This window comes from Bartonella sp. B17, assembly GCF_053795755.1.
Genome location: NZ_CP200032.1, coordinates 341,687 through 365,609 on the forward strand (window position 1 = coordinate 341,687; position 23,923 = coordinate 365,609).

The window sequence follows — 23,923 nt, forward strand, 5'->3', positions numbered from 1 at the left end:
CTTCTCTCTTTAAAATATTTATTAATGTAAAAAGTTTTTGAAAAAAATATTTTCTATGTTTAAAATAAAAATAGTTTAGACATAATGAATTTTTTTATATATTTAATAATTTTATAGGAAGATAAATCCTATGAATGATGCTTGCAGTTTAGAAAAGTTAAGTGTACAATAAATTCATCTTAGTAAGAAGGTTTCACTCTTTAAGTCTTCCATAAACCAATTTCACAAACAATTTCCCTCTTAAATCAAAGAGCATATTTCATGCGAGAAATGAAGCTACAAGAACTTAAAAGTAAAAATCCAGTTGAACTTGTCTCTTTTGCAGAAACATTAGAAGTCGAAAATGCTTCTCTAATGCGTAAGCAAGAATTAATGTTTGCTATTTTAAAAAAACTTGCTTTGCAAGACGTAGAAATTATCGGGGAAGGTGTTGTTGAAGTTTTACAAGATGGATTTGGTTTCTTGCGATCTGCAGATGCTAATTATCTTCCCGGTCCTGATGATATTTATCTTTCTCCTTCGCAAATCCAGTCTTTTTCTTTAAAAACAGGGGATACTATTGAAGGCCCTATACGTAGCCCAAAAGAGGGAGAGCGTTATTTTGCTCTTCTTAAAATTAATACAATAAATTTCGAAAATCCTGAAAAAATTCGCTATAAAATACATTTTGATAATCTCACTCCTCTTTACTCAAATGAGCGTTTCCAAATGGAAATACAAGATCCTATGGAAAAAGATATGTCATCACGGGTAATTGATTTAATATCTCCTTTGGGAAAAGGGCAACGAGGATTAATTGTAGCACCGCCAAGAACAGGAAAAACGGTTTTATTGCAAAATATTGCTCACTCTATTACCACTAACCATCCTGAATGTTATCTCATTGTTCTTTTAATAGATGAACGACCTGAAGAAGTTACTGATATGCAGCGTTCTGTAAAAGGAGAAGTTGTGTCTTCTACTTTTGATGAACCTGCAATACGCCATGTGCAAGTCGCTGAGATGGTTATAGAAAAAGCTAAACGTTTAGTTGAATATGGACGCGATGTTGTTATTCTTCTCGATTCTATTACACGTCTTGGACGAGCCTATAATACAGTAGTTCCTTCATCCGGTAAAGTTTTGACAGGTGGTGTCGATGCAAATGCTTTGCAGCGTCCAAAACGTTTTTTTGGTGCAGCACGTAACATTGAAGAGGGTGGATCTTTAACGATTATTGCAACAGCTTTAATTGATACGGGGAGTCGTATGGATGAGGTCATTTTTGAAGAATTTAAAGGAACAGGTAATTCAGAAATTGTTCTTGACCGTAAAGTTGCTGATAAGCGTATTTTTCCTGCTATGGATATTTTAAAATCAGGAACGCGTAAGGAAGAACTTTTAGTGGCACGACAGGATTTACATAAAATTTTTGTACTTCGTCGTATTTTAGCGCCTATGAATGTAACGGATGCTATTGAATTTTTAATCGATAAATTGAAACAAACAAAAAACAATAGTGAATTTTTTGACTCAATGAATACTTAAAAATATTCAATTTTAAAATTAGGATTAATCCTGTGGATACAATCTTTGCTGTTTCAAGTGGATTGTTACCTTCAGGGGTTGCAGTCATTCGTCTTTCTGGTCCTCATGTTATAAGTGTTGTTAAAGCGCTTTGTGGTTGCTTACCTAAAGCGCGCTTTATGCATTACGGAAATCTTATTTCTCGTGATGGTAGTCTTTTAGATTCTGCTTTAACTGTTTTTTTTCCTGCTCCTAACAGTTTTACAGGAGAAGATTGTGCAGAATTTCATTTACATGGAGGAAAGGCAGTTGTTAATCGTTTTCTTGATGAATTATCTACATTTGATGGATGCCGCATTGCTGAGGCAGGTGAATTTTCACGGCGTGCATTTATGGAGGGAAAATTAGATCTTGTTCAAGCGGAAAGTCTTGCTGATTTGATAGAAGCAGAAACGGAAAGTCAGAGACGCTTAGCTATTATGGGGGCAAGTGGGCGTTTAACAGCACTTTATCGTGATTGGCGCCATAAACTTATGAAAGCGCGTGCTTTTATTGAAGCAGAACTTGATTTTTCTGATGAAGCTGATGTTCCTGATTTAATATCTGATAAAATTTGGAAAGAAGTAGGGGAACTTTGTTATTCTTTGAGAGAACATATTGCTGAAGGGGAACGTGCTAATATTTTACGTGATGGGTTAAAAATTGTCATTGCTGGTGCTCCAAATTCTGGAAAATCAAGCATTATGAATCGTCTTGCTGGAAGACCCGTCTCTATTGTAATGGAAGAAGCTGGAACAACTCGTGATGCTTTGGAAATTAGGCTAGTTCTTGGTGGTTTACCAGTTTTTTTAATGGACACTGCTGGTTTTAGAAAAACAGAAAATAAAATCGAACAATTAGGAATAGAAGTTGCTAAACAGCATATTATGGATGCTGATTTGGTTATTTTAGTTTATGATATGGGAAATTTTGAAAAAATTGATTTACCAGAAACGTCAGCTGAAATATGGCATGTAGGCAATAAGCTTGATCTTTATGAAGAAAATAAAACGCATTGGTTTCTACAATTTTCTGCATTAACAGGTTTAAATTTTGATTCTTTTATCAAAGAACTCGAATCTTTTTGCTTGCGTCGTATTTCTGAAATTGGAAATCTTGTTCCAGCACGTAAAAGGCAACTTCAATTATTAAAAGAAGCTGTTAAAGAAATTGAAGCTTCTATAAATGAGAATATTCTTGATTTAAGTTTACGTGCGGAGCATCTTCGTCGTGCAAGTGATTTTCTTGGGAAAATTACGGGAGATATAGATGTTGAAGATTTGCTTGATATTATTTTTTCAGAGTTTTGTATTGGCAAATAGTGATTCACGTGAAACATTAAAATAATTTTTTTATGGAATGAATAAAATGCAATCATATGATGTTGTTGTTATTGGTGGTGGTCATGCTGGTTGTGAAGCTGCTTCAGCTTCAGCACGTACTGGAGCGCAAACTGTACTTGTTACGCACAAAATATCAGCACTAGGGACGATGTCATGTAATCCCGCTATTGGTGGACTTGGAAAAGGGCATTTGGTTCGTGAAATAGATGCTTTAGATGGTCTTATGGGAAGAGCGGCAGATGCTGCTGGAATTCAATTTAGGCTCCTTAATCGGCGTAAAGGACCAGCTGTGAGAGGACCACGTACACAAGCTGACAGACAATTATATAAAAAAGCAATTCAAAATTTTTTACAAGAACAAAATAATCTCATTTTAATTGAGGATGAAGCTGTTGATTTGATAGTTAAAGATAATCATGTTTCAGGTGTTCTTTTAAAAAAACAAGGAGCACTTTTTTCTGGTGCGGTTGTTTTGGCTACAGGTACATTTTTAAATGGTTTTATTCATATTGGTGATAAAACGTGGTCTGCTGGACGTATGGGCGATCAATCAAGTATACAACTTGCTGAACGTCTAAAAAGTTATAATATAAATCTTAGTCGATTAAAAACAGGAACTCCTGCTCGTCTTAGCAAAAAAACAATTCGTTGGGATGCTCTTCCTAAACAGCAAGCTGATGAAAATCCAGTTCCTTTTTCTTTTTTAACAGAAAAAATTAATCAACCCCAAATTGAATGTGCAATAACACGTACAAATACACAAACACACAAAATTATACGTGAAAATATTCATAAATCTGCTTTGTATTCTGGAAATATTGAAGGGTTAGGACCGCGTTATTGTCCTTCAGTTGAAGATAAAATCATTAAATTTGGTGAACGTGATGGACATCAGATTTTTTTGGAACCAGAAGGCTTAAATGATGACACTATTTATCCAAATGGTCTTTCTACCTCTCTTCCTGAAGATGTACAAATTTCTTTATTAAAAACTATTGAAGGGTTGGAAAATGCTACAATTTTACAACCTGGTTACGCTATTGAATATGACTTTATTAATCCACAACAATTAACTAAAACTTTGGAATTACGCTCTTTACCAGGATTGTTTTTAGCGGGGCAAATTAATGGTACAACAGGGTATGAAGAAGCAGCTGCACAGGGACTTTTAGCTGGATTAAATGCTGCATATAAAGTAGGAAAATTAAACGAGATCATCATAAGTCGTTCTACTGCTTATATTGGTGTTATGATAGATGATTTAGTTACACGTGGTGTTTGTGAACCTTATAGAATGTTTACATCACGTGCTGAATTTCGCTTATCTTTACGATATGATAATGCTGATGTTCGTTTAACGCCTTTGGCACAGCAATGGGGTATTGTTAGTGAATTACGTTGGGATTCTTTTCAACAAAAGCAACAACGTCTTGATCAAGCACGATCAATGTGCAAAAAACTTTTTTTAACGCCTAATGAAGCGTCTGCTCATGGATTACTTGTCAATCACGATGGAATTCGACGTTCAGCTTACGATTTTCTCGCTTATCCTTATATAACTATAGAGCATCTTTCTCATATTTGGCCACAGCTACAATCAATTGACCCTAAAACAGTTGAAACCTTAGAAATTGAGGCTCAATATGCGGTTTATTTAGAAAAACAAGCGCAGGATATTGCCGCTCTTCAGCGAGATGAGCGTTTAGAAATTCCTTCTTCTCTTGATATTCAAGAAATTTCAGGAATTTCAAATGAAATTAAAACTAAAATTCAAAAAATATCACCACGCTCTATAGCTGACGCTCAAAAAATTGATGGTATGACACCAGCAGCATTATCACTCATTATTACTCATATTCAACGTCAACGTCGTGAAAAGGCTAAACCTGCTTAATGAATATTTCTACAGAACAAAAATATCAAGCACTTTTAAATATTATTCCTTCTGTTTCACGTGAAACCATGGAAGATTTAATACAATTTGAAACTTTAATAATGCAATGGAATAAGCATATTAATTTAGTTTCTTCTACTACAATACCAGTTTTATGGACACGCCATATTTTAGATTCTGCACAAATTTATCCTTTTCATAGTGATCTTTTCCATTGGTGTGATCTTGGATCAGGAGGAGGATTTCCTGCAATTGTTATTGCTATTTTTATGAAGGAAAAAAAAACAGGACATATTGATTTAGTTGAAAGTAATGGAAAAAAAATAGCTTTTTTACGAACAGTTATTGCTCAACTTAATCTTCCAGCTACAGTTCATTATTGTAGAATTGAAGATGTCTATCAAAAAATAAAAACACCAGATGTTATAACAGCGCGAGGATTAGCTTCTCTAGATGATCTTTTAGAGCTTATTTTTCCTTTTTTTACACAAAAAACAATAGCTCTTTTACAAAAAGGTCGGGATTATTCTATAGAAATTGCAAATGCCTCTGCCAATTGGCAATTTAATCTGATAAAGTATAAGAGTAAAATTGATGAGAATTCTGTTATTTTAGAAATTTCTCATCTTCTATCACGCAGAGGGTAAGGCAAAATGAGCGAAACACGGATTATCGCTATTGCAAACCAAAAAGGTGGTGTTGGCAAAACAACCACAGCTATTAATCTTGCAACAGCCTTAGCAGCTATAGGTGAAAATGTTCTCATTATGGATGTTGATCCACAAGGTAATGCGAGTACAGGATTGGGAATTGATCGCAATAGCCGTCCTTTATCATCTTATGATGTTTTAATTTCAGGCGTTTCAATAGAAAAAGCAGCTTTAAAAACTGCTGTGCCAAATTTATATATTGTACCTTCTACACTTGATCTTTTAGGCGTAGAAATGGAAATCGCTTCGTCACAAGATCGTATTAAACGGTTACGTAAGGCTCTTTGTGATGATTTGAAAATTGCCAATAAATTTAGTTATGTTTTAATTGATTGTCCACCATCACTTAATCTTTTAACACTAAATGCTATGGGTGCCGCAGATTCTGTTTTGGTGCCTATGCAATGTGAATTTTTAGCACTTGAAGGTTTAAGCCAATTACTTGAAACAGTAAAACAAGTACAATCTGTTCTTAATCCATCTTTAGAAATTCAAGGAATTGTTTTAACGATGTATGATGGACGTAATAACCTTTCAAATCAAGTTGTAGAAGATGTCCGCTCTTTTATGGGAGATAAAGTTTATCGTACAGTTATTCCTAGAAATGTGCGTGTGTCTGAGGCTCCATCTTTCGGTAAACCAGTTTTACTTTATGATCTCAAATGTGCTGGAAGCCAAGCTTATTTGCGCTTAGCATCAGAAGTAATCCAACGTGAAAAACAAGCAGGTGCTGCTGCTTAAAGGTATTAAAATAATTTCTGTAAAATAAATTCAAAGAGCAAAATTATGAGTGATGATTTATCAAAAAAAAGATTAGGGCGTGGGTTAGCTGCATTGATTGGAGATATTAATTTAAACAACGATCTTACACATTCATCAGACTTTGATAAATTTACAGAATCTAGAACAGCTGTTTCTGAAAAATTGGTACCTATTGAATCTATTTTGCGTAATCCGCATAATCCACGGCGTCATTTTACGGAGTTAGAGCTTGATAATTTAGCAGAATCAATTCGTCAGCATGGAATTGTTCAGCCTGTTATTGTCAGACCTTTGCGTGATTATCCAAATCAATTTGAACTAATAGCCGGTGAACGGCGATGGCGTGCTGCTCAACGAGCAAATTTAAGTAAATTGCCAGTTATTATTCGTGATGTAGATGATAAAACAGCTCTAGAGTTAGCTATTATTGAAAATGTTCAGCGTGCTGATCTTAATCCTATTGAAGAAGGCATGGGCTATGAAGCTTTGCTAAATGAACATGGATATACTCAAGCAGATTTGGCTCAAGTAATTGGTAAAAGCCGAAGTCATGTTGCTAATACACTTCGTTTATTAAAACTTCCACCAAAGGTACAGCAATTTTTAACTGATGGACAACTTTCAGCTGGCCATGCACGTTGTCTTATAACAGTTGATAATCCACAGGATTTGGCAGAAAAAGTTATTCGTGAAGGACTTTCTGTTCGCCAGACAGAAATGCTTGCGCATGAACAAGCCAATCCTAAAGTTAAAAAACGAACTCCTTTAGAAAAAAATTCGGAAACAAGATCTTTGGAAAAATTACTTGCAGATGTAATCGGAATGAAAGTGGTTATTAGGCATGGCAAAAAAGGTGGTGATTTAAAAATACATTATTCTTCATTAGAACAATTAGATGATATTTGCCGGCGTTTACAAAGCTAATCAATTCATTAAAATAGCGCGAATTCTATCAATATGTTTTTTACCAAATTTTAAGTTATTTAAAGATACAGTACTCCTTTTATCAGAAAAAATTTCTTCATCTTCAAGTTTTATTATTGCTGTTAAGGTTTCTTTAAGTGCCATGGTACCAATAACATAATCTTTGGGTGTGAGATTGTTTTTTTTCAAAATATTACTTAATTGTGGTAGACTAGAAACAAAAGCAGTAAGTCCTTCAATACTGTTGTCATTTTCAATATTTGGCGTGTTTAATTCTGGAGGTAAAGCTTCAATTTCTTTTATAACTCGTTCTATTTTTGAAAGAAAATCTTCTGTTAATGGATAATTTTCAACGATATTTTGATCTTTAATGAGTAATACAGTTGAATTATTATTCGTTTTCATTGCCATTGCTACTTGAACATGTGTTATAAGAAAAATAAAAAAAAACAAATGTAATATAGATTTAAACATGTTTAAAAATTATCCTTTCTTTTTCGAATTTCAGCGAAGACCTCTTCGTTTGTTTCTTTTTCCATTTTAAGATTCTTTCGCAAAATATTGTCATCCCAACGAAGAAAAGGATTGGTGGCTTTTTCTTGTCCTAAAGTTATAGGTAAAGTTACAGCATTTTTTGCACGCAACAAAAAAACATCTTCTACTCTTTGATGAAGTTTTTTATTGTGTGGATCAATAGTCAATGCAAAAAGAGCATTGGCTTTTGTATACTCATGACCACAATAAAGGAGTGTTTTATCAGGAAGTTGACGAAGTTTTTTTAAGGAATTAAACATTTGCTCTGGCGTTCCTTCAAAAAGACGTCCACAACCAAGCGAAAAAAGTGTATCTCCAGCAAAGAGTAAATTTTTTCGAGGAAAGTAATAGGATAATGATCCTAGTGTGTGGCCAGGTGTCGAGAGAGCTAAGAGTGGATGAGTGCCAAATAAAAATTTTTCATCAGGTTTAAGTGTTTGATCAAGATGATTAATTTTTTCTTTTTCTGCTTCTGGTCCAATAACTACGGCATTGTAAACTTGCTTTAACTCTGCCACTGCTTCTACGTGGTCATGATGGTGATGAGTCAAAAAAATTGTTTGAAGAGTCCAGTTACGGCTTTTCAGAATAGTATGAATCGCTTCACTTTCAGGTGCATCAATTGCGGCTGTGTAACCACTTTTTTTATCATGAATGAGCACACCAAAATTATCTTCTCTACAGATAAATTGCTCAATCACCATGTATTTTCTCCATAAATGGTTTGCAGAAATAAACCTATAAAATAATCTGTAGCAATAAATTCATCGATTTAAAAATCAGATTTGTTCTCTTTTGGCAAAAAATCCTTTGAATATTTTATAATAGTAGGCATTTGTGTGATGATGAATATCACTGTTATAGGCATAACGCCAAATACCTTAAAACTTGTCCAAAAATTATCACTAAAGTTGCGCCAAACAACTTCATTTAAAAGTGCAAGAAAAGTGAAAAAAAATGCCCAGCGATAAGTGAGTTTTTGCCACCCTAAATCATTAAGTTTTAAAGTAGAATCGAAAGCATAACGTAAAAGTGGTTTTTTTAAAAGTATGCCACCAAAAAGAATAAGAGCAAACATAATATTGATGATTGTTGGCTTCATTTTGATGAAAGTATCATTATGAAGCCAAAGAGTTAAAGATCCAAAAACAAGAACAAACACTCCTGAGATGAGAGGCATTACAGGAATTTTTCGCGCAATAACCCATGATATGCTTAGAGCAACAACAATTGCCACCATGAAAATAGCTGTTGCGGGGAAAATAGGTTTGTTAAAGCTTTTAAAAATTTCAATATTATTTATGAGCCATTCACCTTTATAATTGGCAATAAAAAAGACAACTAATGGTCCCATTTCCAAAAAAAATTTAAATGTTGGTGAAAGGGATGTTTTTTGATTATCGCTGATAGTTTTCAAATTGTGATTGTTATTTGAATTAGATTTAGAAAAAGATTGCTTCATGAGTGCTTACCTGTGATAGTTTCGGAAAAATCAGAAGCAGAAAAAGGCTGAAGATCCTCAATATTCTCTCCTATACCGATAAAATGAACTGGTAGTTTATATTTAGCTGCAATAGCTACAAGAATACCTCCCCGTGCAGTACCATCAAGTTTTGTCATTATTAAACCGTTAACACCAGCAATATTACGAAAAATATCCACTTGATTGAGTGCATTTTGCCCCGTGGTTGCATCAAGTGTTTGAAGAATTGTATGCGGTGCTTGTGGCGTATGTTTTTTTAGAACACGAATAATTTTTGCCAATTCGTCCATTAATTCAGTTTTATTTTGTAAGCGTCCAGCTGTATCGATGATTAACACGTCACTGTTTGCTTTTTTTGCTTTTTCATAAGCATCAAATACTAAACCAGCAGCATCTGCACCTAATTTGCTTGAAATAACAGGAGCGCCTGTGCGTTCACCCCAAATATGTAATTGTTCAATAGCTGCAGCGCGAAATGTATCACCAGCGGCTAGCATAACTTTTAATCCCCCTGCAGTTAATTTAGCTGCAAGTTTTCCGATAGTTGTTGTTTTTCCAGTGCCATTGACACCTAACAACAAAATAACGTGAGGCTTATGATTGAGATCAAGCTCTAATGGAATCGCAACAGGTTCCAGCACTTTTTTGATTTCGTTAGCGACAATGATATGAATTTCATCTGGAGATAAGTTTTTTTCGTAACGACTGGAAGCCAAAGTGTCGATAATACGTGCAGTTGTTTCTATGCCAATATCCGCCTGAATAAGAATATCTTCTAACTCTTGCAATGTATGTTCATCGAATTTTCTCTTAGAAAAGAGACCACTAATCGATTCATTTAAACGCTGTGAGGAAAGGGATAATCCTTTTTTTAGACGCCAAAACCATACGGTCTTTTGTTGTTCACCAGAAGATATAGGGAAAAGCTCTTCAGTTTTTTTTTCGTTTATTGTATTCGTGATAATTAATTTACTAGAATCTGATTCAGAAGATAAAGCTTTCTCACCATATTTTGCAGGTATTCCACTTTGTGTTCCTGTTTGCTCTTCTTTTTTAACATCTATAGAAGGCTGATTATTTTTTGCGTTTTCACCTTCGCATTTACTTTTTTCTATCATGTCCACTTTATGATGATCGAGAATTTCTTGCACTTCCCGTTCTTTAGATTTTTTAGAAAAAAGTATTTTTTTGATAAAGGATTTCGTCATAAAAATTTTCCTGCTTAAGCTGCGTTTAATTTTGGAATGACAGCAATCAGTTTATCTTCATCATGGTCAACGATAAGAGCTTGAACAATTGTTCCAGCCTTAGCACCTTTAATTTGTGCAAGAGTATAATCCTCCGTTCGCCCAATTTCATCTTTTTCAACTAGAATGATTTGTTTACTGTTTTGTAAATGAGCAAGGTGTTTTTTATAAACCTCATTACCTGCTTTGCGCAACCTTTTTGCACGCATTTTGATGATCTTACGATTAATTTGTGGCATACGTGCGGCAGGTGTTCCTTCTCTTGGACTAAAAGGAAAAACATGAAGATGTGTTAAATGACAATCATTAATTAAAGCGAGACTATTTTGGAACATTTCTTCTGTTTCTGTAGGAAAACCAGCAATTAAGTCGGCACCATAAACCATTGTAGGACGTTTTGCACGTAAATCTTGGCAAAACTGGATTGCATGTTCACGCAGATGTCGTCGTTTCATTCGTTTTAAAATCATATTATCGCCTGCTTGCAAAGATAAATGCAAATGTGGCATTATTCTTTTTTCATGAGCCAAAAGATCTATAAGCTCTTCATCTGCTTCAATAGAATCTATAGATGAAAGGCGCAACCGAGGTAGGTCAGGAACGTAATGTAAAATGGCTGAGGTTAATTTTCCTAAAGTAGTTTTTCCGGGCAGATCGTTACCGTAGCTTGTAAGGTCGACACCTGTTAAGACAATTTCTTGGATACCATTGTCTATCAATCTTTTAATTTGTTCAATAACGGCTCCCATGGGGACTGAACGTGATTGTCCGCGACCATAAGGTATAATGCAAAATGTGCAGCGATGATTGCATCCATTTTGCACTTGTACAAAGGCACGTGTGCGCTCTTCCATTGCACTAACCATATGCGGAGCAATTTTTTGCACTTCCATGATGTCATTGACACGTAATTTTTCATAACGGTTGACACCAAAATCAGGGAGTTGACGATAAGAATGAGCATGCAATTTTTCTTCATTTCCTAAAACAAGGTCTACCTCTTCCATATTGGCAAAATTTTTTGCTTCTGTTTGTGCAGCGCATCCTGTGACAATAATGCGGGCATTAGGATTTTCACGTCTTGCTTTTCGGATTGCTTGTTTTGCTTGTCGTACGGCCTCAGCAGTAACAGCACAAGTATTAAAAACAATAGCTCCATCTTTGAGTTGGTCTAGTCCAGAAGAAGCACTTTCTTTACGTATAATTTCCGATTCATAGCTATTGAGTCGACAACCAAATGTTACAATTTCTATAGCCATTAAAAGAACCCTTTTTCGTAAAGTCCTGTTAAAGGGTTTAAAAAACCACTAAATTCATATTGAATAGGACCTGTCATAATAATACGGTTATCCTTTTTATAAAAAATATTAAGTTTTCCCCCTGGTAAATTTACATCGATATTGCGTTTTGTTAATCCTCGTCTGTAGGAAGCTACTGCACTGGCACAAGCAGCACTGCCGCATGCTTTTGTTAACCCAGCTCCTCGTTCCCACGTTCTTAAATCTAAGCTTTTTTCTGATGTTACATGAGCAATGGAAATATTGCATCTTTCTGGAAAAAGAGGATCATGTTCAAGCTTTGATCCATATTTTTCCAATGGAATATTTTGAATATTTTTTTCAACAAAAAAAATTGCATGGAGATTACCGATAGATACAAGGCAAGCATCTTTTAAAGGACCAGCAGTAATTTCTACGTGATTTGTATCCGCTATTTCACGTGAAACAGGCATATCTTTTGCATTTAAATGTGGACGCCCCATGTCAACAGAAATGAGATTATCGCTTTGACGTTGACCTTCAACAATTCCAGCGGGTGTTTCTAATCGAAAGTTTTCACCTAAGTTATGATCTGTAAGCCATGCAATTACGCAACGTGTACCATTTCCGCAGGCTTTAGCCATTGAGCCATCAGAATTCCATATACCAATACTAAAGTCAGTTTTGTTTTGGGTTGATGGGTGGATAGTCATAATTTGATCAAAATATGTTTTAGGATCTGCTGCTAAGGAAAAAATTGCCTGTTGCGTGATAGAGTGTGTGCTTTCACGCATATCAATAACAATAATTTTATTTCCAAGACCGTTCATTTTGCTGAATGGTACTTTCATGAAACTTCTCTATTTTCAGTAATAACCCATACAAAATATATGACTAAAAGTTTTATAAATTTCTAGTATTTTATAAATGTAAAATTGGTAGTTAAAATTATTTTGTTCTAAATAGTCAATTTTTATTTCATTTTTTTAATTTGTTAATTTATCTTTGTAAAATGTCATATATAAATATTCATCATTTATTTGAGTAAGCTTATATTATCGTCGCAGGAAAGAGTATAAATATGACATTTTCAAAAAAATTACTTTTCATTGTACTGTCAGTTATAACTATCTTAAGTGGTTGTTCAACGCAGCGGTTTAATAATAATGGTAAAGGCGGTATTCGTGGAATTTTTTATCCTGTTCAGAATCAGAAAATGTCAACATTTGAAGTCATGGCAGATCCAGAAATACCTAATTCATTAGAATTTGAGGAAGCAGATTCTGCAATGTATGATAAAGGAGATTCTCGTAGTGATGAATTCGTTACTAATCTTGAATTGCCAAATGGTTCTGTTGATTTATTTCCTGCAAGTATTGCTGGGGTATGGAATATTTCTGGAGCTGGTAAAACTTGCCGAATTGCAACGCCACAAACAAAATTTGGTCAAGGATACCGTGCTGCTCCTTTAGGTTGTTCAGGAGTTGCTTCTAGGATAAAATCATGGGCTGTTAAAGGAAAAAAATTATATTTTTATGATAAGTCAGGGCGTACAGTTGTTGTTCTTTATTCTTCTAATCTGAATCATTTTAAGGGGATTACATTTGATAATCATCCAGTTTTTTTAAACCGTTAGTTCATATTTAGCTACTTATAAAAAAGAATATATATGCATGAAACTAGAAATTTCATTAAGGATGGTTTGAAAAAGGTTGTTTGGATGGCTTTAGTTTCAATGCGCTATAAGGAGATGGTATCCAAAGGGGAAATAAGCTTTGATCCAGCTCAATTAGCTTTAGTAGAACATTTTGATCATTTATTACAAAATTTTGATCATTTATTACAAAATATTGTGGAACAAAGCGTTTCTCGTTCGTGGACATTTTGGTGTTTCTTTAAGAAAAAACAAGCCTATACGCGTGTTTCAAAACAAAAAAGATCTGGTGGTTCTTTTCAAGGATTGTATATTTACGGTGAGGTAGGACGAGGCAAAACCATGTTGATGGATTTGTTCTTTTCTTGTTTACCACAAGGTCGTAAAAAACGCGCTCATTTTAATGATTTTATGGCTGATGTGCATGAGCGCATTAATGTTTATCGCCAAGCATCAAAACATAAAAAATCTGTGCAAAGTGATCCTATTTTGGCTGTTGCAAGAGATCTTGCACAAAAAGTGCAGGTGCTTTGTTTTGATGAATTTAGTGTAACAGATATTGCGGATGCTATGATACTGGGACGGCTTGTATCTGCTTTATTTGATCATGGGATTCTTTTTGTTGCAACTTCAAATGTTGTTCCCGATAATCTTTATTGTAATGGTTTGAATCGAGAGCTCTTTTTGCCTTTTATCCAAGTTTTAAAAGAACATGTTCGTGTTATTAATCTTGATGCAAAAACAGACTATCGTCTTGAAAAATCAAACTTGCAAGATGTGTATATAACGCCGTTGGGATCAAAAGCAAATGAACGCATGGATCAAGCATGGGCATTAGTGTTGGAGGGGCAAAAAGAAACGTCTGATGAACTTTCCATAAAAGGGCGTCTTGTCCATATTCCACGCTCTGGGACAGGTTGCGCGCGTTTTAATTATCAGGATTTATGTGCAAAGCCTCTGGCAGCGTCTGAATATTTAGCGTTAGGAGAGCGTTATCATACGATTTTTGTTGATAATGTACCAATAATGAATGACACGTGTCGCAATGAAACAAAAAGGTTTATTTTGCTCATTGATGTCCTTTATGAACGCCACATAAGATTGTTTATATCGGCGGCGGTTGAACTTGAAGACTTATATGAAGGAAGTGCTCAAACGACAGAAACATTTGAGTTTCAAAGAACAAAATCGCGTCTTTTTGAAATGCAGAGTCAAGATTATTTAAGTATTTGGGCAGAAAAATTCCTTTCGAAGAGAAAAAAATGATTATTACTTTACCTTTACGTAAACTGTAAATAGAATAACCTTTTGAATTTAAATACAGTGTAACAATTCTGTTGTATTTTGAAAAAATTCATTTTATCGGTACATAGTGATGAGTTTTTAGTCATTATTTTTGTGGAGGTTTTTGCTTTTATGAATAAAAATTTAGTGGATTTTATGCTGCCCTCCTTTTGATAACATTGTTGAGAATGAATAGGACTAAGGTCAAGTAAAAAAGTATTTAGATATCAGCGTTGGCTATCACATGTTGAATCTAACATTAGGAAAAGAAAATGGCACGAAAAAAAATAGCTCTTATTGGTTCGGGTATGATTGGTGGGACTTTAGCACATATGTTTGGGTTAAAGGAACTTGGTGATGTTGTATTGTTTGATATTGCGGAAGGAACGCCACAGGGGAAGGCTCTTGATATCGCAGAATCTTCACCAGTTATTGGCTTTGATATAAGTTTGGCAGGTGCTAATGCTTACGAGGCAATTAAAGGGGCTGATGTTATTGTTGTTACAGCAGGAGTTGCACGAAAACCTGGTATGAGCCGTGATGACCTTTTGGGTATTAATTTAAAAGTAATGGAACAAGTTGGCTCAGGGATAAAGAAATATGCACCTTCAGCATTCGTTATTTGTGTTACAAACCCTCTTGATGCAATGGTATGGGCATTGCAAAAATTTTCAGGTCTTCCAACACATAAGGTAGTTGGTATGGCTGGTGTTTTGGATTCTGCACGTTTTCGTTATTTCTTGTCTGAAGAATTTAAGGTCTCTGTTAAAGATGTGACAGCGTTTGTTTTAGGAGGGCACGGTGATTCAATGGTGCCTTTGGTACGTTATTCAACAGTTAGTGGTATTCCTTTGCCTGATCTTGTAAAAATGGGCTGGACAACACAGGAAAAGATTGATCAAATTATTCAACGTACTCGCGATGGTGGTGCAGAAATTGTCAGTTTGTTTAAAACAGGTTCTGCTTTTTATGCGCCAGCAGCTTCTGCCGTTTCTATGGCTGAAGCTTATTTGAAGGATACTAAACGTGTCGTTCCTGTGGCAGCTTATCTTTCAGGTGAATATGGGGTTCAGGATATATATGTTGGTGTTCCCGTTGTTATTGGTGCAGGCGGTGTTGAGCGGGTAATTGAAATTGATCTTGATAAAGAAGAAAGAGATGCTTTTGAAAAATCAGTAAATGCAGTGCAAAAGCTTTGTGAAGCTTGCGTTGCTATTGCGCCTAGTCTCAAATAAATTGAGTAGATTCTGTTTATTAAAACAGAGTATTTAACGTGTTATAAAAATTTAAGGATCAATTAAGTGATCCGTAAAAGAAAAGGACAAATTAATGAATATCCATGAATATCAGGCTAAACGTCTGCTTCATGAATATGGAGCGCCAATTGCAAATGGTGTTGCTGTTTATTCTGTGGAGCAAGCTGAAGAATGGGCAAAAAAATTGCCTGGGCCGCTTTATGTGGTTAAAAGCCAGATTCATGCTGGTGGTCGTGGTAAAGGAAAATTTAAAGAGCTTGGTTCTGATTCAAAGGGTGGTGTGCGGCTTGCAAAATCAGTTGAAGAAGTTGTTTTGAATGTAAAAGAAATGCTTGGTAAAACTTTGGTGACCAAACAAACAGGTCCAGAAGGAAAGCAGGTTAATCGTATTTATATTGAGGACGGTGCTGATATTGAGCGGGAGCTTTATCTTTCTCTTTTGGTTGATCGTACAGTCGGTCAGATTGCTTTTGTTGTTTCAACTGAAGGGGGGATGGATATTGAATCGGTAGCTGAAGAAACACCAGAAAAAATATTAACTCTTCCCATTGATCCTGTTTGTGGGGTTACTTCTGAAGATTGTACAAGACTTTGTAATGCTTTGGAGTTGCATGATAGTGCTCGGACAGATGGTGAAAAACTTTTTCCAATTCTCTATAAAGCATTTTGTGAAAAAGATATGAGCCTTCTTGAAATTAATCCGCTTATTGTAATGAAAAATGGCCGTTTGCGTGTTCTAGATGCAAAGGTTTCTTTTGATAATAATGCTTTATTTCGTCATTCAGACATTTTGGAATTGCGTGATATTTCAGAAGAAGATCCAAAAGAAATCGAGGCATCAAAATATGATCTTGCTTATGTTGCTCTTGAAGGAACTATTGGTTGCATGGTAAATGGTGCAGGTCTTGCTATGGCAACGATGGATATTATCAAGCTTTATGGAGCTGAGCCTGCAAATTTTCTTGATGTTGGGGGTGGTGCTTCAAAAGAAAAAGTGACCGCTGCTTTTAAGATTATTACTGCTGATCCAAATGTTAAAGGTATTTTGGTTAATATTTTTGGTGGTATTATGCGTTGTGATATCATCGCAGAGGGTGTTGTTGCTGCTGTTAAAGAAGTTGGTCTAAAGGTTCCTTTAGTTGTTCGTCTTGAAGGTACGAATGTTGAGCAGGGTAAAGCAATTATCAGTGATAGTGGTTTAAATGTTATTTCTGCTGATGATTTAGACGATGCTGCTCAAAAGATCATTGCGGCTGTGAAAGGAGCTTGAAACTATGTCTATTCTTATTAATCAGAATACAAAAGTTCTGGTTCAGGGGCTTACAGGAAAAACGGGGACTTTTCATACAGAACAGGCATTAGCTTACCATGGAACAAAAATGGTCGGTGGTATTAACCCCAAAAAAGGAGGTGAAGTGTGGGAGGGATCAAAAGGTGAAACTCTTCCTATTTTTGCCACTGTTGTGGAAGGTAAAGAAAAAACAGGAGCTGATGCTTCTGTTATTTATGTTCCTCCTGCAGGAGCTGCAGCAGCTATCATAGAAGCTATTGAAGCAGAGATCGGTTTAATTGTCTGTATTACAGAAGGTATACCGGTTATGGATATGGTCAAGGTAAAAGCTAAATTAGAGCAATCAAAGTCGCGCTTAATTGGTCCTAACTGTCCGGGTATTCTCACCCCTAATGAGTGTAAAATTGGTATTATGCCAGGTTCTATTTTTAGAAAAGGATCGGTTGGAGTTGTTTCACGGTCGGGAACCTTAACTTACGAAGCTGTTTACCAAACAAGTCAAGAAGGTCTGGGGCAGACAACTGCTATTGGTATTGGCGGTGATCCTGTTAAAGGTACTGAATTTATTGATGTATTGGAAATGTTTTTGGCTGACGATGAAACAAAATCTATCGTTATGATCGGTGAAATTGGCGGTTCTGCTGAAGAAGATGCAGCGCAATTTCTCAAAGATGAAGCAAAAAAAGGCCGAAAAAAGCCAGTGGTTGGTTTTATTGCTGGTCGTACAGCTCCTGCAGGACGTACGATGGGTCATGCTGGTGCGGTTATTTCTGGTGGTAAAGGTGGGGCAGAAGATAAAATCGCTGCAATGGAATCTGCAGGTATTCATGTGTCTCCTTCACCATCAAAAATAGGCAAAACCTTAATATCGGTTTTAGATGGATAAGAGAAAATTTTATCTGGATGAGGATACATCTCTTATCCAGATGAAATATCGGGTATAGAATAAAAACTTTTTGCAGTTTTCCGGCCCTCATTTGCCTTGCTGCACTTAAAGGTCGAGAGAAATATAGAAGGAGACGGAACGGATGTTCCGGAGAAATATATGGCAAGGCAGGGCGATATAAATAGTCTTTTTGCACAAACGTCATTTCTGTACGGTGGAAATGCGGATTATATAGATCAACTTTATGCAGAATATGAAAAAAACCCCACAAATGTTGATTCACAGTGGCGTGCTTTTTTTGAAACTCTTCAAGATGATAAAGAAGATGTTCTTAAAAATGCTGGAGGAGCAACATGGCAACGTGATCATTGGCCGCTAAAGGCAAATGGAGAATTAGTTTCTGCTCTTGATGGTGATTGGTCTGCTCTTGAAAAACATGTCTATAATAAATTAAAGGAAAAAGCAGCAACCAGTGCCGCAAAAAAAGAAAGAGTTTCTAGCCAACAAGATATTATTCAAGCAACACGTGATTCTGTTCACGCTTTCATGATGATCCGCGCGTTTAGAACACGTGGACATCTTCATGCGCAGCTTGATCCTCTTCAATTAGTACAGAAACGAGAAGATTATAAAGAATTATCTCCAGAAGCTTACGGCTTTACGTCTGCTGATTATGAACGTCCCATTTTTATTGATAATGTTTTAGGGATGGAATACGCAACTATTCCGCAAATGCTTGAGATCCTCAATCGTACCTATTGTTCAACAATCGGTCTGGAATATATGCATATTTCTGATCCTGCTCAAAAAGCATGGCTTCAAGAACGTATTGAAAGAATAGATAAAAAAGCTGTTTTTACGCAAAAAGATAAGAAAGCTATTCTCAGCAAGCTTATTGAGGCAGAAGGATTCGAGCAATTTTTAGATACAAAATATAAAGGAACAAAGCGTTTTGGTATTGATGGTGGTGAAGCACTGATTCCTGCTCTTGAACAGATTATTCAATGTGGTAGCAGTCTGGGTGTGCAGGAAGTTGTTTTAGGAATGGCGCATCGTGGTCGTTTAAACGTTCTTTCACAAGTTCTTGCTAAGCCACATCGAGCGATCTTTCATGAATTTAAGGGCGGGTCTTATAAACCTGATGATGTAGAAGGGTCTGGTGACGTAAAATATCATTTAGGAACTTCAGCTGATCTTGAATTTGATGGTAATAAGGTTCATTTATCACTTCTTGCTAATCCATCTCACCTTGAAATTGTTGATCCAGTTGTTATTGGAAAAGCACGTGCAAAACAAGATAAGCTTATGGGACCTACGCGTACAGACGTTATTCCATTAAGCGAACGTTCAAAAGTCTTACCTTTGCTTATTCATGGTGATGCTGCTTTTGCAGGACAGGGGGTTATTCAAGAGACTTTTGGTCTTTCAGGCTTAAAAGGTTACCGTGTTGCTGGTTCTATTCACGTTATTGTTAATAATCAGATTGGGTTTACAACGGATCCGCGTTTTTCCCGTTCTTCTCCTTATCCATCTGATGTGGCAAAAATGATCGATGCACCGATCTTTCATGTGAATGGTGATGATCCTGAGGCTGTTGTTTTTGTTGCGAAAATAGCGACTGAATTTCGTCAAATTTTCCATAAGCCAGTGGTAATTGATATGTTCTGTTATCGCCGTTATGGACATAATGAAGGTGATGAACCTTCCTTTACACAGCCGCTTATGTACAAAGCTATCCGTAATCACAAAACCACTCTTCAGCTTTATGGAAACCAGTTGATTACAGAGGGCGTGGTTTCTTTAGAAGAGATTGAGCAGAAAAAAAATCTATGGCGCGATAAACTTGAAACTGAATTGGAAGCAAGTGCTTCTTATAAACCCAATAAGGCTGACTGGCTTGATGGGAGCTGGACTGGCCTTAAAGCTTCAAGTAGCGTTGATGATCAATATTGTGGGGTGACTGGTGTTAGGTTAAAAACTTTAAAGGAAATTGGTCAAAAACTTGTCGAAATTCCACAAAATTTTCATGTTCACAAAACAATTCAGCGTTTTTTAAACAATCGTGCTAAAATTTTTGAGACGGGAGAAGGCATTGATTGGGCAACGGCTGAAGCTTTAGCTTTTGGTTCACTTTGTTTAGAGGGAGTTCCAGTTCGTCTTTCTGGTGAGGATGTGGAACGTGGAACTTTCTCGCAACGTCATTCAGTTCTTTATGATCAAGAAAACGAAGTGCGTTATATTCCTTTAAACAATTTGCAAGAAGGACAAGCAATATATGAAGTTGTAAATTCTATGCTTTCTGAGGAAGCTGTCCTTGGTTTTGAGTATGGATATTCACTTGCTGAACCGCGTAGCTTGACACTTTGGGAAGCACAATTTGGTGATTTTGCTAATGGTGCGCAAGTTATTTTTGATCAGTTTATTTCATCTGCAGAGCGTAAATGGCTTCGCATGTCTGGCCTTGTTTGCTTGTTACCTCATGGTTTTGAGGGCCAAGGGCCGGAACATTCTTCTGCACGTTTAGAGCGTTATCTGCAATTATGCGCGGAGGATAATATGCAGGTTGCTAATTGTACAACTCCTGCAAATTATTTTCACATTTTGCGTCGGCAAATTAAGCGTGATTTTCGTAAACCGTTAATTTTGATGACGCCAAAATCACTTTTGCGTCATAAGCGCGCTGTTTCTTCCTTAAGTGAAATGGGAGAAGAAACCAGATTTCATCGCTTGCTGCTTGATGATGCAGAATATCTAAAAAATTCTGTTATTAAATTGCAGAAAGATAACAAAATTCGCCGTGTCGTTCTTTGTACTGGTAAGGTTTATTATGATCTTTATGAAGAACGTGAAAAAAGAGGAATTGATGATATTTATTTGCTTCGTGTTGAACAGCTTTATCCTTTCCCAGCAAAAGCTTTAGTGAATGTGTTGTCGCGCTTTTTACAGGCAGAAATTATATGGTGCCAAGAAGAGCCAAAAAATATGGGAGCTTGGTCGTTTATTGAACCTTATTTAGAATGGGTTTTATCTCATATCAATGCAAAATATTCGCGTGCACGCTATGTAGGGCGGCCTGCGAGTGCATCACCGGCTACTGGGTTGATGGTGAAACATCTTGAACAACTTGCCGCGTTTCTTGAAGACGCGTTAGGTTCTTAATTTATTGCTACTCTGGTGTATGGAAGAATATTATGACTACTGAAATTCGTGTTCCTACTTTAGGCGAATCGGTTACTGAGGCCACAATTGGCAAATGGTTTAAAAAGCTTGGTGAAGTTGTGGCTGTGGATGAACCTTTGGTTGAATTAGAAACTGATAAGGTAACAGTTGAGGTTCCTTCTCCTGTTGCAGGGAAATTATCTGAAATCATTGCAAAGGAAGGTGATACGGTTGAAGTGAATGCTCTTTTAGGGGTTGTTGAAGCTGGAGCTGTTGGTACTTCCCAATCACTTTCATTTTCTGCTGCACCTGTTCAAGAAGCTTCATCTAAAGTGGAACAACCCTCTTTGAGCAGTAAAATGCCTCCAGCTCCTTCAGCTGCAAAATTAATGGCTGAAAATAATATCGAAAAAAGTGATGTTGCAGGCTCTGGAAAGCGTGGACAAATCCTTAAAGAGGATATCCTTAATGTGTTATCACAAAAAATAACAGTATCTGCTTCTGATACCCCTGCTCCTACAGTTTCTCAGGCTGCACCTATTCATGAAATGCGTGAAGAGCGGGTTCGTATGACTAAGCTGCGTCAAACTATTGCTCGTCGTCTTAAAGATGCACAAAACACAGCGGCAATGTTAACTACATTTAATGAGGTTGATATGTCTGCAGTAATGGATTTGCGCAAGCGTTATAAAGATCTCTTTGAAAAGAAACATGGTGTTAAGCTTGGATTTATGGGGTTTTTTACAAAGGCTGTTTGCCATGCATTAAAAGAACTGCCTGCTGTTAATGCAGAAATTAATGGGACAGATATTATTTACAAAAATTATGTCAATGCTGGAATTGCTGTTGGAACTGATAAGGGGCTTGTTGTTCCAGTGGTTCGTGATGCAGATCAGATGTCACTCGCAGAGATTGAAAAAGAAATTGGTCGTTTAGGCCGTCTTGCTCGAGATGGAAAATTAGCGGTTTCTGATATGCAAGGGGGAACTTTTACCATTACTAATGGAGGGGTTTATGGGTCATTAATGTCGACGCCGATTTTGAATGCACCTCAGTCTGGTATTTTGGGAATGCACGCGATTAAAGAGCGTGCAGTGGTTGTTGAAGGACAAATTGTAATCCGACCTATGATGTATTTGGCGCTTTCTTATGATCACCGTATTGTAGATGGACAAGAAGCTGTAACTTTCCTTGTGCGTGTTAAGGAGAGCTTAGAAGATCCGGAACGTCTTGTTCTTGACTTGTAAAAGTGCAATTTTCAGGATGAAAGGAAAAATGAATGTCTTATGATGTGGTTGTGATCGGTGCAGGTCCAGGTGGTTATGTAACAGCAATAAAAGCGGCGCAATTGGGGCTTAAAACAGCGATCATTGAAAAGCGTGCGACATTAGGTGGTACATGCCTTAATGTTGGTTGCATTCCTTCTAAAGCATTATTACACGTTTCGGAAATATTTGCTGAAACGCAGCACGGTTTTGAAACGCTTGGTGTTTCTGTTTCTAAACCTAAACTTAATCTTGAGCAAATGATGGCACATAAAAAAGCTGTCGTTACAGCAAATACGAGTGGTATTTCTTTTTTAATGAAAAAAAATAAAGTTGACACTTTTTTTGGTACAGCTAAAATTTTAGGCGTAGGTCAAATTGAAGTCACTCTCAAGGATGGTCGTCAACAAACGATTACAACAAAAGATATTGTTATTGCTACAGGTTCAGAGAGTGCTGGTATTCCGAGCGTGAATGTTACAATTGATGAAAAAGTTATTGTATCTTCTACAGGGGCGCTTGCACTTGAGAAAGTGCCTGCACGCATGATTGTTGTTGGAGCTGGTGTTATCGGTTCAGAGCTTGGTGCAGTTTGGAGCCGTTTAGGTGCTAAAGTTACTATTATTGAATATCTTAATAAAATTTTAGGATCAATGGATGGTGAAGTTTCACGACAATTTCAAAAATTAATGGAAAAGCAAGGGATTAAATATAAAATGGGTGCGAAGGTAACAGCTGTTACTCGATCTGATTCAACTGCTCAAGTGACTTTTGAATCTGTTAAAGATGGTTCACCTGAAACTCTAGAAGCTGATGTTGTGTTAATTGCCACTGGTCGCTATCCATATACGGATGGTCTCGGTTTGGTAGAGGCTGGTATTCAGTTAGATGAACGTGGATTTATTGCGATCGATTCGAACTGGCAAACCAGTATTCCAAGAATTTACGCGATTGGTGATGTCGTTAAAGGGCCAATGTTAGCGCATAAGGCTGAAGATGAGGGTGTTGCTGTGGCTGAAATTTTGGCAGGTCAAAAAGGACATGTTAATTTTGATGTTATTCCTAGCGTTGTTTATACACAGCCAGAAATTGCCAGTGTTGGCAAGACAGAAGAAGAGCTTAAAGCTGCTGGAATTGGTTATAATGTTGGAAAATTTCCTTTAATGGCTAATGGTCGTGCGCGTGCGATGCAAAAGAGTGAGGGGTTTGTTAAAATCCTTGCTGATAAGAAGACAGATCGCGTTTTGGGTGGACATATCCTTGGATTTGGTGCTGGTGAAATGATTCATGAAATCGCAGTTTTGATGGAATTTGGTGGTTCATCAGAAGATTTGGGGCGTTGTTGCCATGCGCATCCTACTTTATCAGAAGCTGTGCGGGAAGCCGCTTTAGCAGCATTTGCCAAACCACTTCATATCTAGATATTT

The 23,923-nt window shown here is 36.5% G+C and carries 20 protein-coding genes; 14 read left to right on the forward strand and 6 right to left on the reverse strand.

From position 1 onward, the window contains the following. The first annotated feature begins 261 nt into the window (after positions 1-261). The 6 genes from rho to V4B18_RS01545 are packed head-to-tail and all read left to right on the forward strand — an operon-like array spanning position 262 to position 7,178. Entirely contained in the window at positions 262-1,527 is a 1,266-nt protein-coding gene (gene rho, locus V4B18_RS01520; protein WP_455476096.1) for a transcription termination factor Rho, read from the forward strand. Positions 1,528-1,559: 32 nt separating this feature from the next. Beyond that, positions 1,560-2,867 carry a tRNA uridine-5-carboxymethylaminomethyl(34) synthesis GTPase MnmE gene (gene mnmE, locus V4B18_RS01525; RefSeq protein ID WP_455476097.1) on the forward strand — a complete coding sequence of 436 codons (1,308 nt, stop codon included), beginning with the start codon at positions 1,560-1,562 and terminating at the stop codon, positions 2,865-2,867. A gap of 46 nt (positions 2,868-2,913) precedes the next feature. Beyond that, on the forward strand, positions 2,914-4,782 hold the full coding sequence (gene mnmG / locus V4B18_RS01530) for a tRNA uridine-5-carboxymethylaminomethyl(34) synthesis enzyme MnmG (protein WP_455476098.1): 1,869 nt from the start codon (positions 2,914-2,916) through the stop codon (positions 4,780-4,782). Then, positions 4,782-5,429, forward strand: a complete 648-nt coding sequence (gene rsmG / locus V4B18_RS01535; RefSeq protein ID WP_455476099.1) for a 16S rRNA (guanine(527)-N(7))-methyltransferase RsmG — start codon at positions 4,782-4,784, stop codon at positions 5,427-5,429. The genes mnmG and rsmG overlap by 1 nt, the downstream gene beginning before the upstream one ends. A 6-nt stretch (positions 5,430-5,435) precedes the next feature. Next, positions 5,436-6,233: a ParA family protein gene (locus tag V4B18_RS01540; RefSeq protein WP_455476100.1), complete on the forward strand. Its 798-nt coding sequence runs from the start codon at positions 5,436-5,438 to the stop codon at positions 6,231-6,233. A gap of 45 nt (positions 6,234-6,278) precedes the next feature. Further along, positions 6,279-7,178 (forward strand): ParB/RepB/Spo0J family partition protein, encoded by a 900-nt coding sequence (locus V4B18_RS01545; RefSeq protein ID WP_455476101.1) that lies wholly within the window; start codon positions 6,279-6,281, stop codon positions 7,176-7,178. On the opposite strand, the gene V4B18_RS01550 is transcribed toward V4B18_RS01545, so the two are convergent. The 6 genes from V4B18_RS01550 to dapF all read right to left on the reverse strand — a co-directional run bounded on the left by V4B18_RS01550 (position 7,179) and on the right by dapF (position 12,552). Further along, the gene (locus V4B18_RS01550; protein ID WP_455476102.1) at positions 7,179-7,652 is read right to left on the reverse strand and encodes a hypothetical protein; all 474 of its coding nucleotides are present in this window, start codon (positions 7,650-7,652) and stop codon (positions 7,179-7,181) included. It lies immediately after the preceding gene. Between the two features lie 2 nt (positions 7,653-7,654). Further along, complete coding sequence (gene gloB / locus V4B18_RS01555) at positions 7,655-8,416, reverse strand: hydroxyacylglutathione hydrolase (RefSeq protein ID WP_455476103.1); 762 nt, start codon at positions 8,414-8,416, stop codon at positions 7,655-7,657. A 68-nt stretch (positions 8,417-8,484) separates the two neighbouring features. Continuing rightward, positions 8,485-9,174, reverse strand: coding sequence for a septation protein A (locus V4B18_RS01560; RefSeq protein ID WP_455476104.1), 690 nt, complete (start codon positions 9,172-9,174; stop codon positions 8,485-8,487). Then, positions 9,171-10,403 carry a signal recognition particle-docking protein FtsY gene (gene ftsY, locus V4B18_RS01565; protein WP_455476105.1) on the reverse strand — a complete coding sequence of 411 codons (1,233 nt, stop codon included), beginning with the start codon at positions 10,401-10,403 and terminating at the stop codon, positions 9,171-9,173. The genes V4B18_RS01560 and ftsY overlap by 4 nt, the downstream gene beginning before the upstream one ends. Positions 10,404-10,417: 14 nt before the next feature. Continuing rightward, on the reverse strand, positions 10,418-11,701 hold the full coding sequence (gene mtaB, locus V4B18_RS01570; RefSeq protein ID WP_455476106.1) for a tRNA (N(6)-L-threonylcarbamoyladenosine(37)-C(2))-methylthiotransferase MtaB: 1,284 nt from the start codon (positions 11,699-11,701) through the stop codon (positions 10,418-10,420). Further along, positions 11,701-12,552: a diaminopimelate epimerase gene (gene dapF, locus V4B18_RS01575; RefSeq protein WP_455476107.1), complete on the reverse strand. Its 852-nt coding sequence runs from the start codon at positions 12,550-12,552 to the stop codon at positions 11,701-11,703. The genes mtaB and dapF overlap by 1 nt, the downstream gene beginning before the upstream one ends. Positions 12,553-12,782: 230 nt before the next feature. Between dapF and V4B18_RS01580 the strand changes: the two genes are divergently transcribed. The 8 genes from V4B18_RS01580 (at position 12,783) to lpdA (ending at position 23,917) form a co-directional block, all read left to right on the forward strand. Then, positions 12,783-13,337 carry an AprI/Inh family metalloprotease inhibitor gene (locus V4B18_RS01580; RefSeq protein ID WP_455476108.1) on the forward strand — a complete coding sequence of 185 codons (555 nt, stop codon included), beginning with the start codon at positions 12,783-12,785 and terminating at the stop codon, positions 13,335-13,337. 84 nt (positions 13,338-13,421) lie between these two features. Next, a complete protein-coding gene (gene zapE / locus V4B18_RS01585) occupies positions 13,422-14,621 on the forward strand; it encodes a cell division protein ZapE (protein WP_455476501.1) in 1,200 nt (399 codons plus the stop codon). 290 nt (positions 14,622-14,911) lie between these two features. Further along, positions 14,912-15,874, forward strand: coding sequence for a malate dehydrogenase (mdh, locus tag V4B18_RS01590; protein WP_455476109.1), 963 nt, complete (start codon positions 14,912-14,914; stop codon positions 15,872-15,874). Positions 15,875-15,968: 94 nt separating this feature from the next. Beyond that, positions 15,969-17,165 carry an ADP-forming succinate--CoA ligase subunit beta gene (gene sucC, locus V4B18_RS01595; protein WP_455476110.1) on the forward strand — a complete coding sequence of 399 codons (1,197 nt, stop codon included), beginning with the start codon at positions 15,969-15,971 and terminating at the stop codon, positions 17,163-17,165. Positions 17,166-17,169: 4 nt separating this feature from the next. Further along, positions 17,170-18,072 carry a succinate--CoA ligase subunit alpha gene (sucD, locus tag V4B18_RS01600; RefSeq protein ID WP_455476111.1) on the forward strand — a complete coding sequence of 301 codons (903 nt, stop codon included), beginning with the start codon at positions 17,170-17,172 and terminating at the stop codon, positions 18,070-18,072. Between the two features lie 159 nt (positions 18,073-18,231). Further along, on the forward strand, positions 18,232-21,231 hold the full coding sequence (locus V4B18_RS01605; RefSeq protein WP_455476112.1) for a 2-oxoglutarate dehydrogenase E1 component: 3,000 nt from the start codon (positions 18,232-18,234) through the stop codon (positions 21,229-21,231). Between the two features lie 32 nt (positions 21,232-21,263). Then, positions 21,264-22,478 carry a 2-oxoglutarate dehydrogenase complex dihydrolipoyllysine-residue succinyltransferase gene (gene odhB / locus V4B18_RS01610; protein WP_455476113.1) on the forward strand — a complete coding sequence of 405 codons (1,215 nt, stop codon included), beginning with the start codon at positions 21,264-21,266 and terminating at the stop codon, positions 22,476-22,478. A gap of 32 nt (positions 22,479-22,510) precedes the next feature. Further along, positions 22,511-23,917, forward strand: a complete 1,407-nt coding sequence (lpdA, locus tag V4B18_RS01615; protein ID WP_455476114.1) for a dihydrolipoyl dehydrogenase — start codon at positions 22,511-22,513, stop codon at positions 23,915-23,917. Positions 23,918-23,923: the final 6 nt, after the last annotated feature.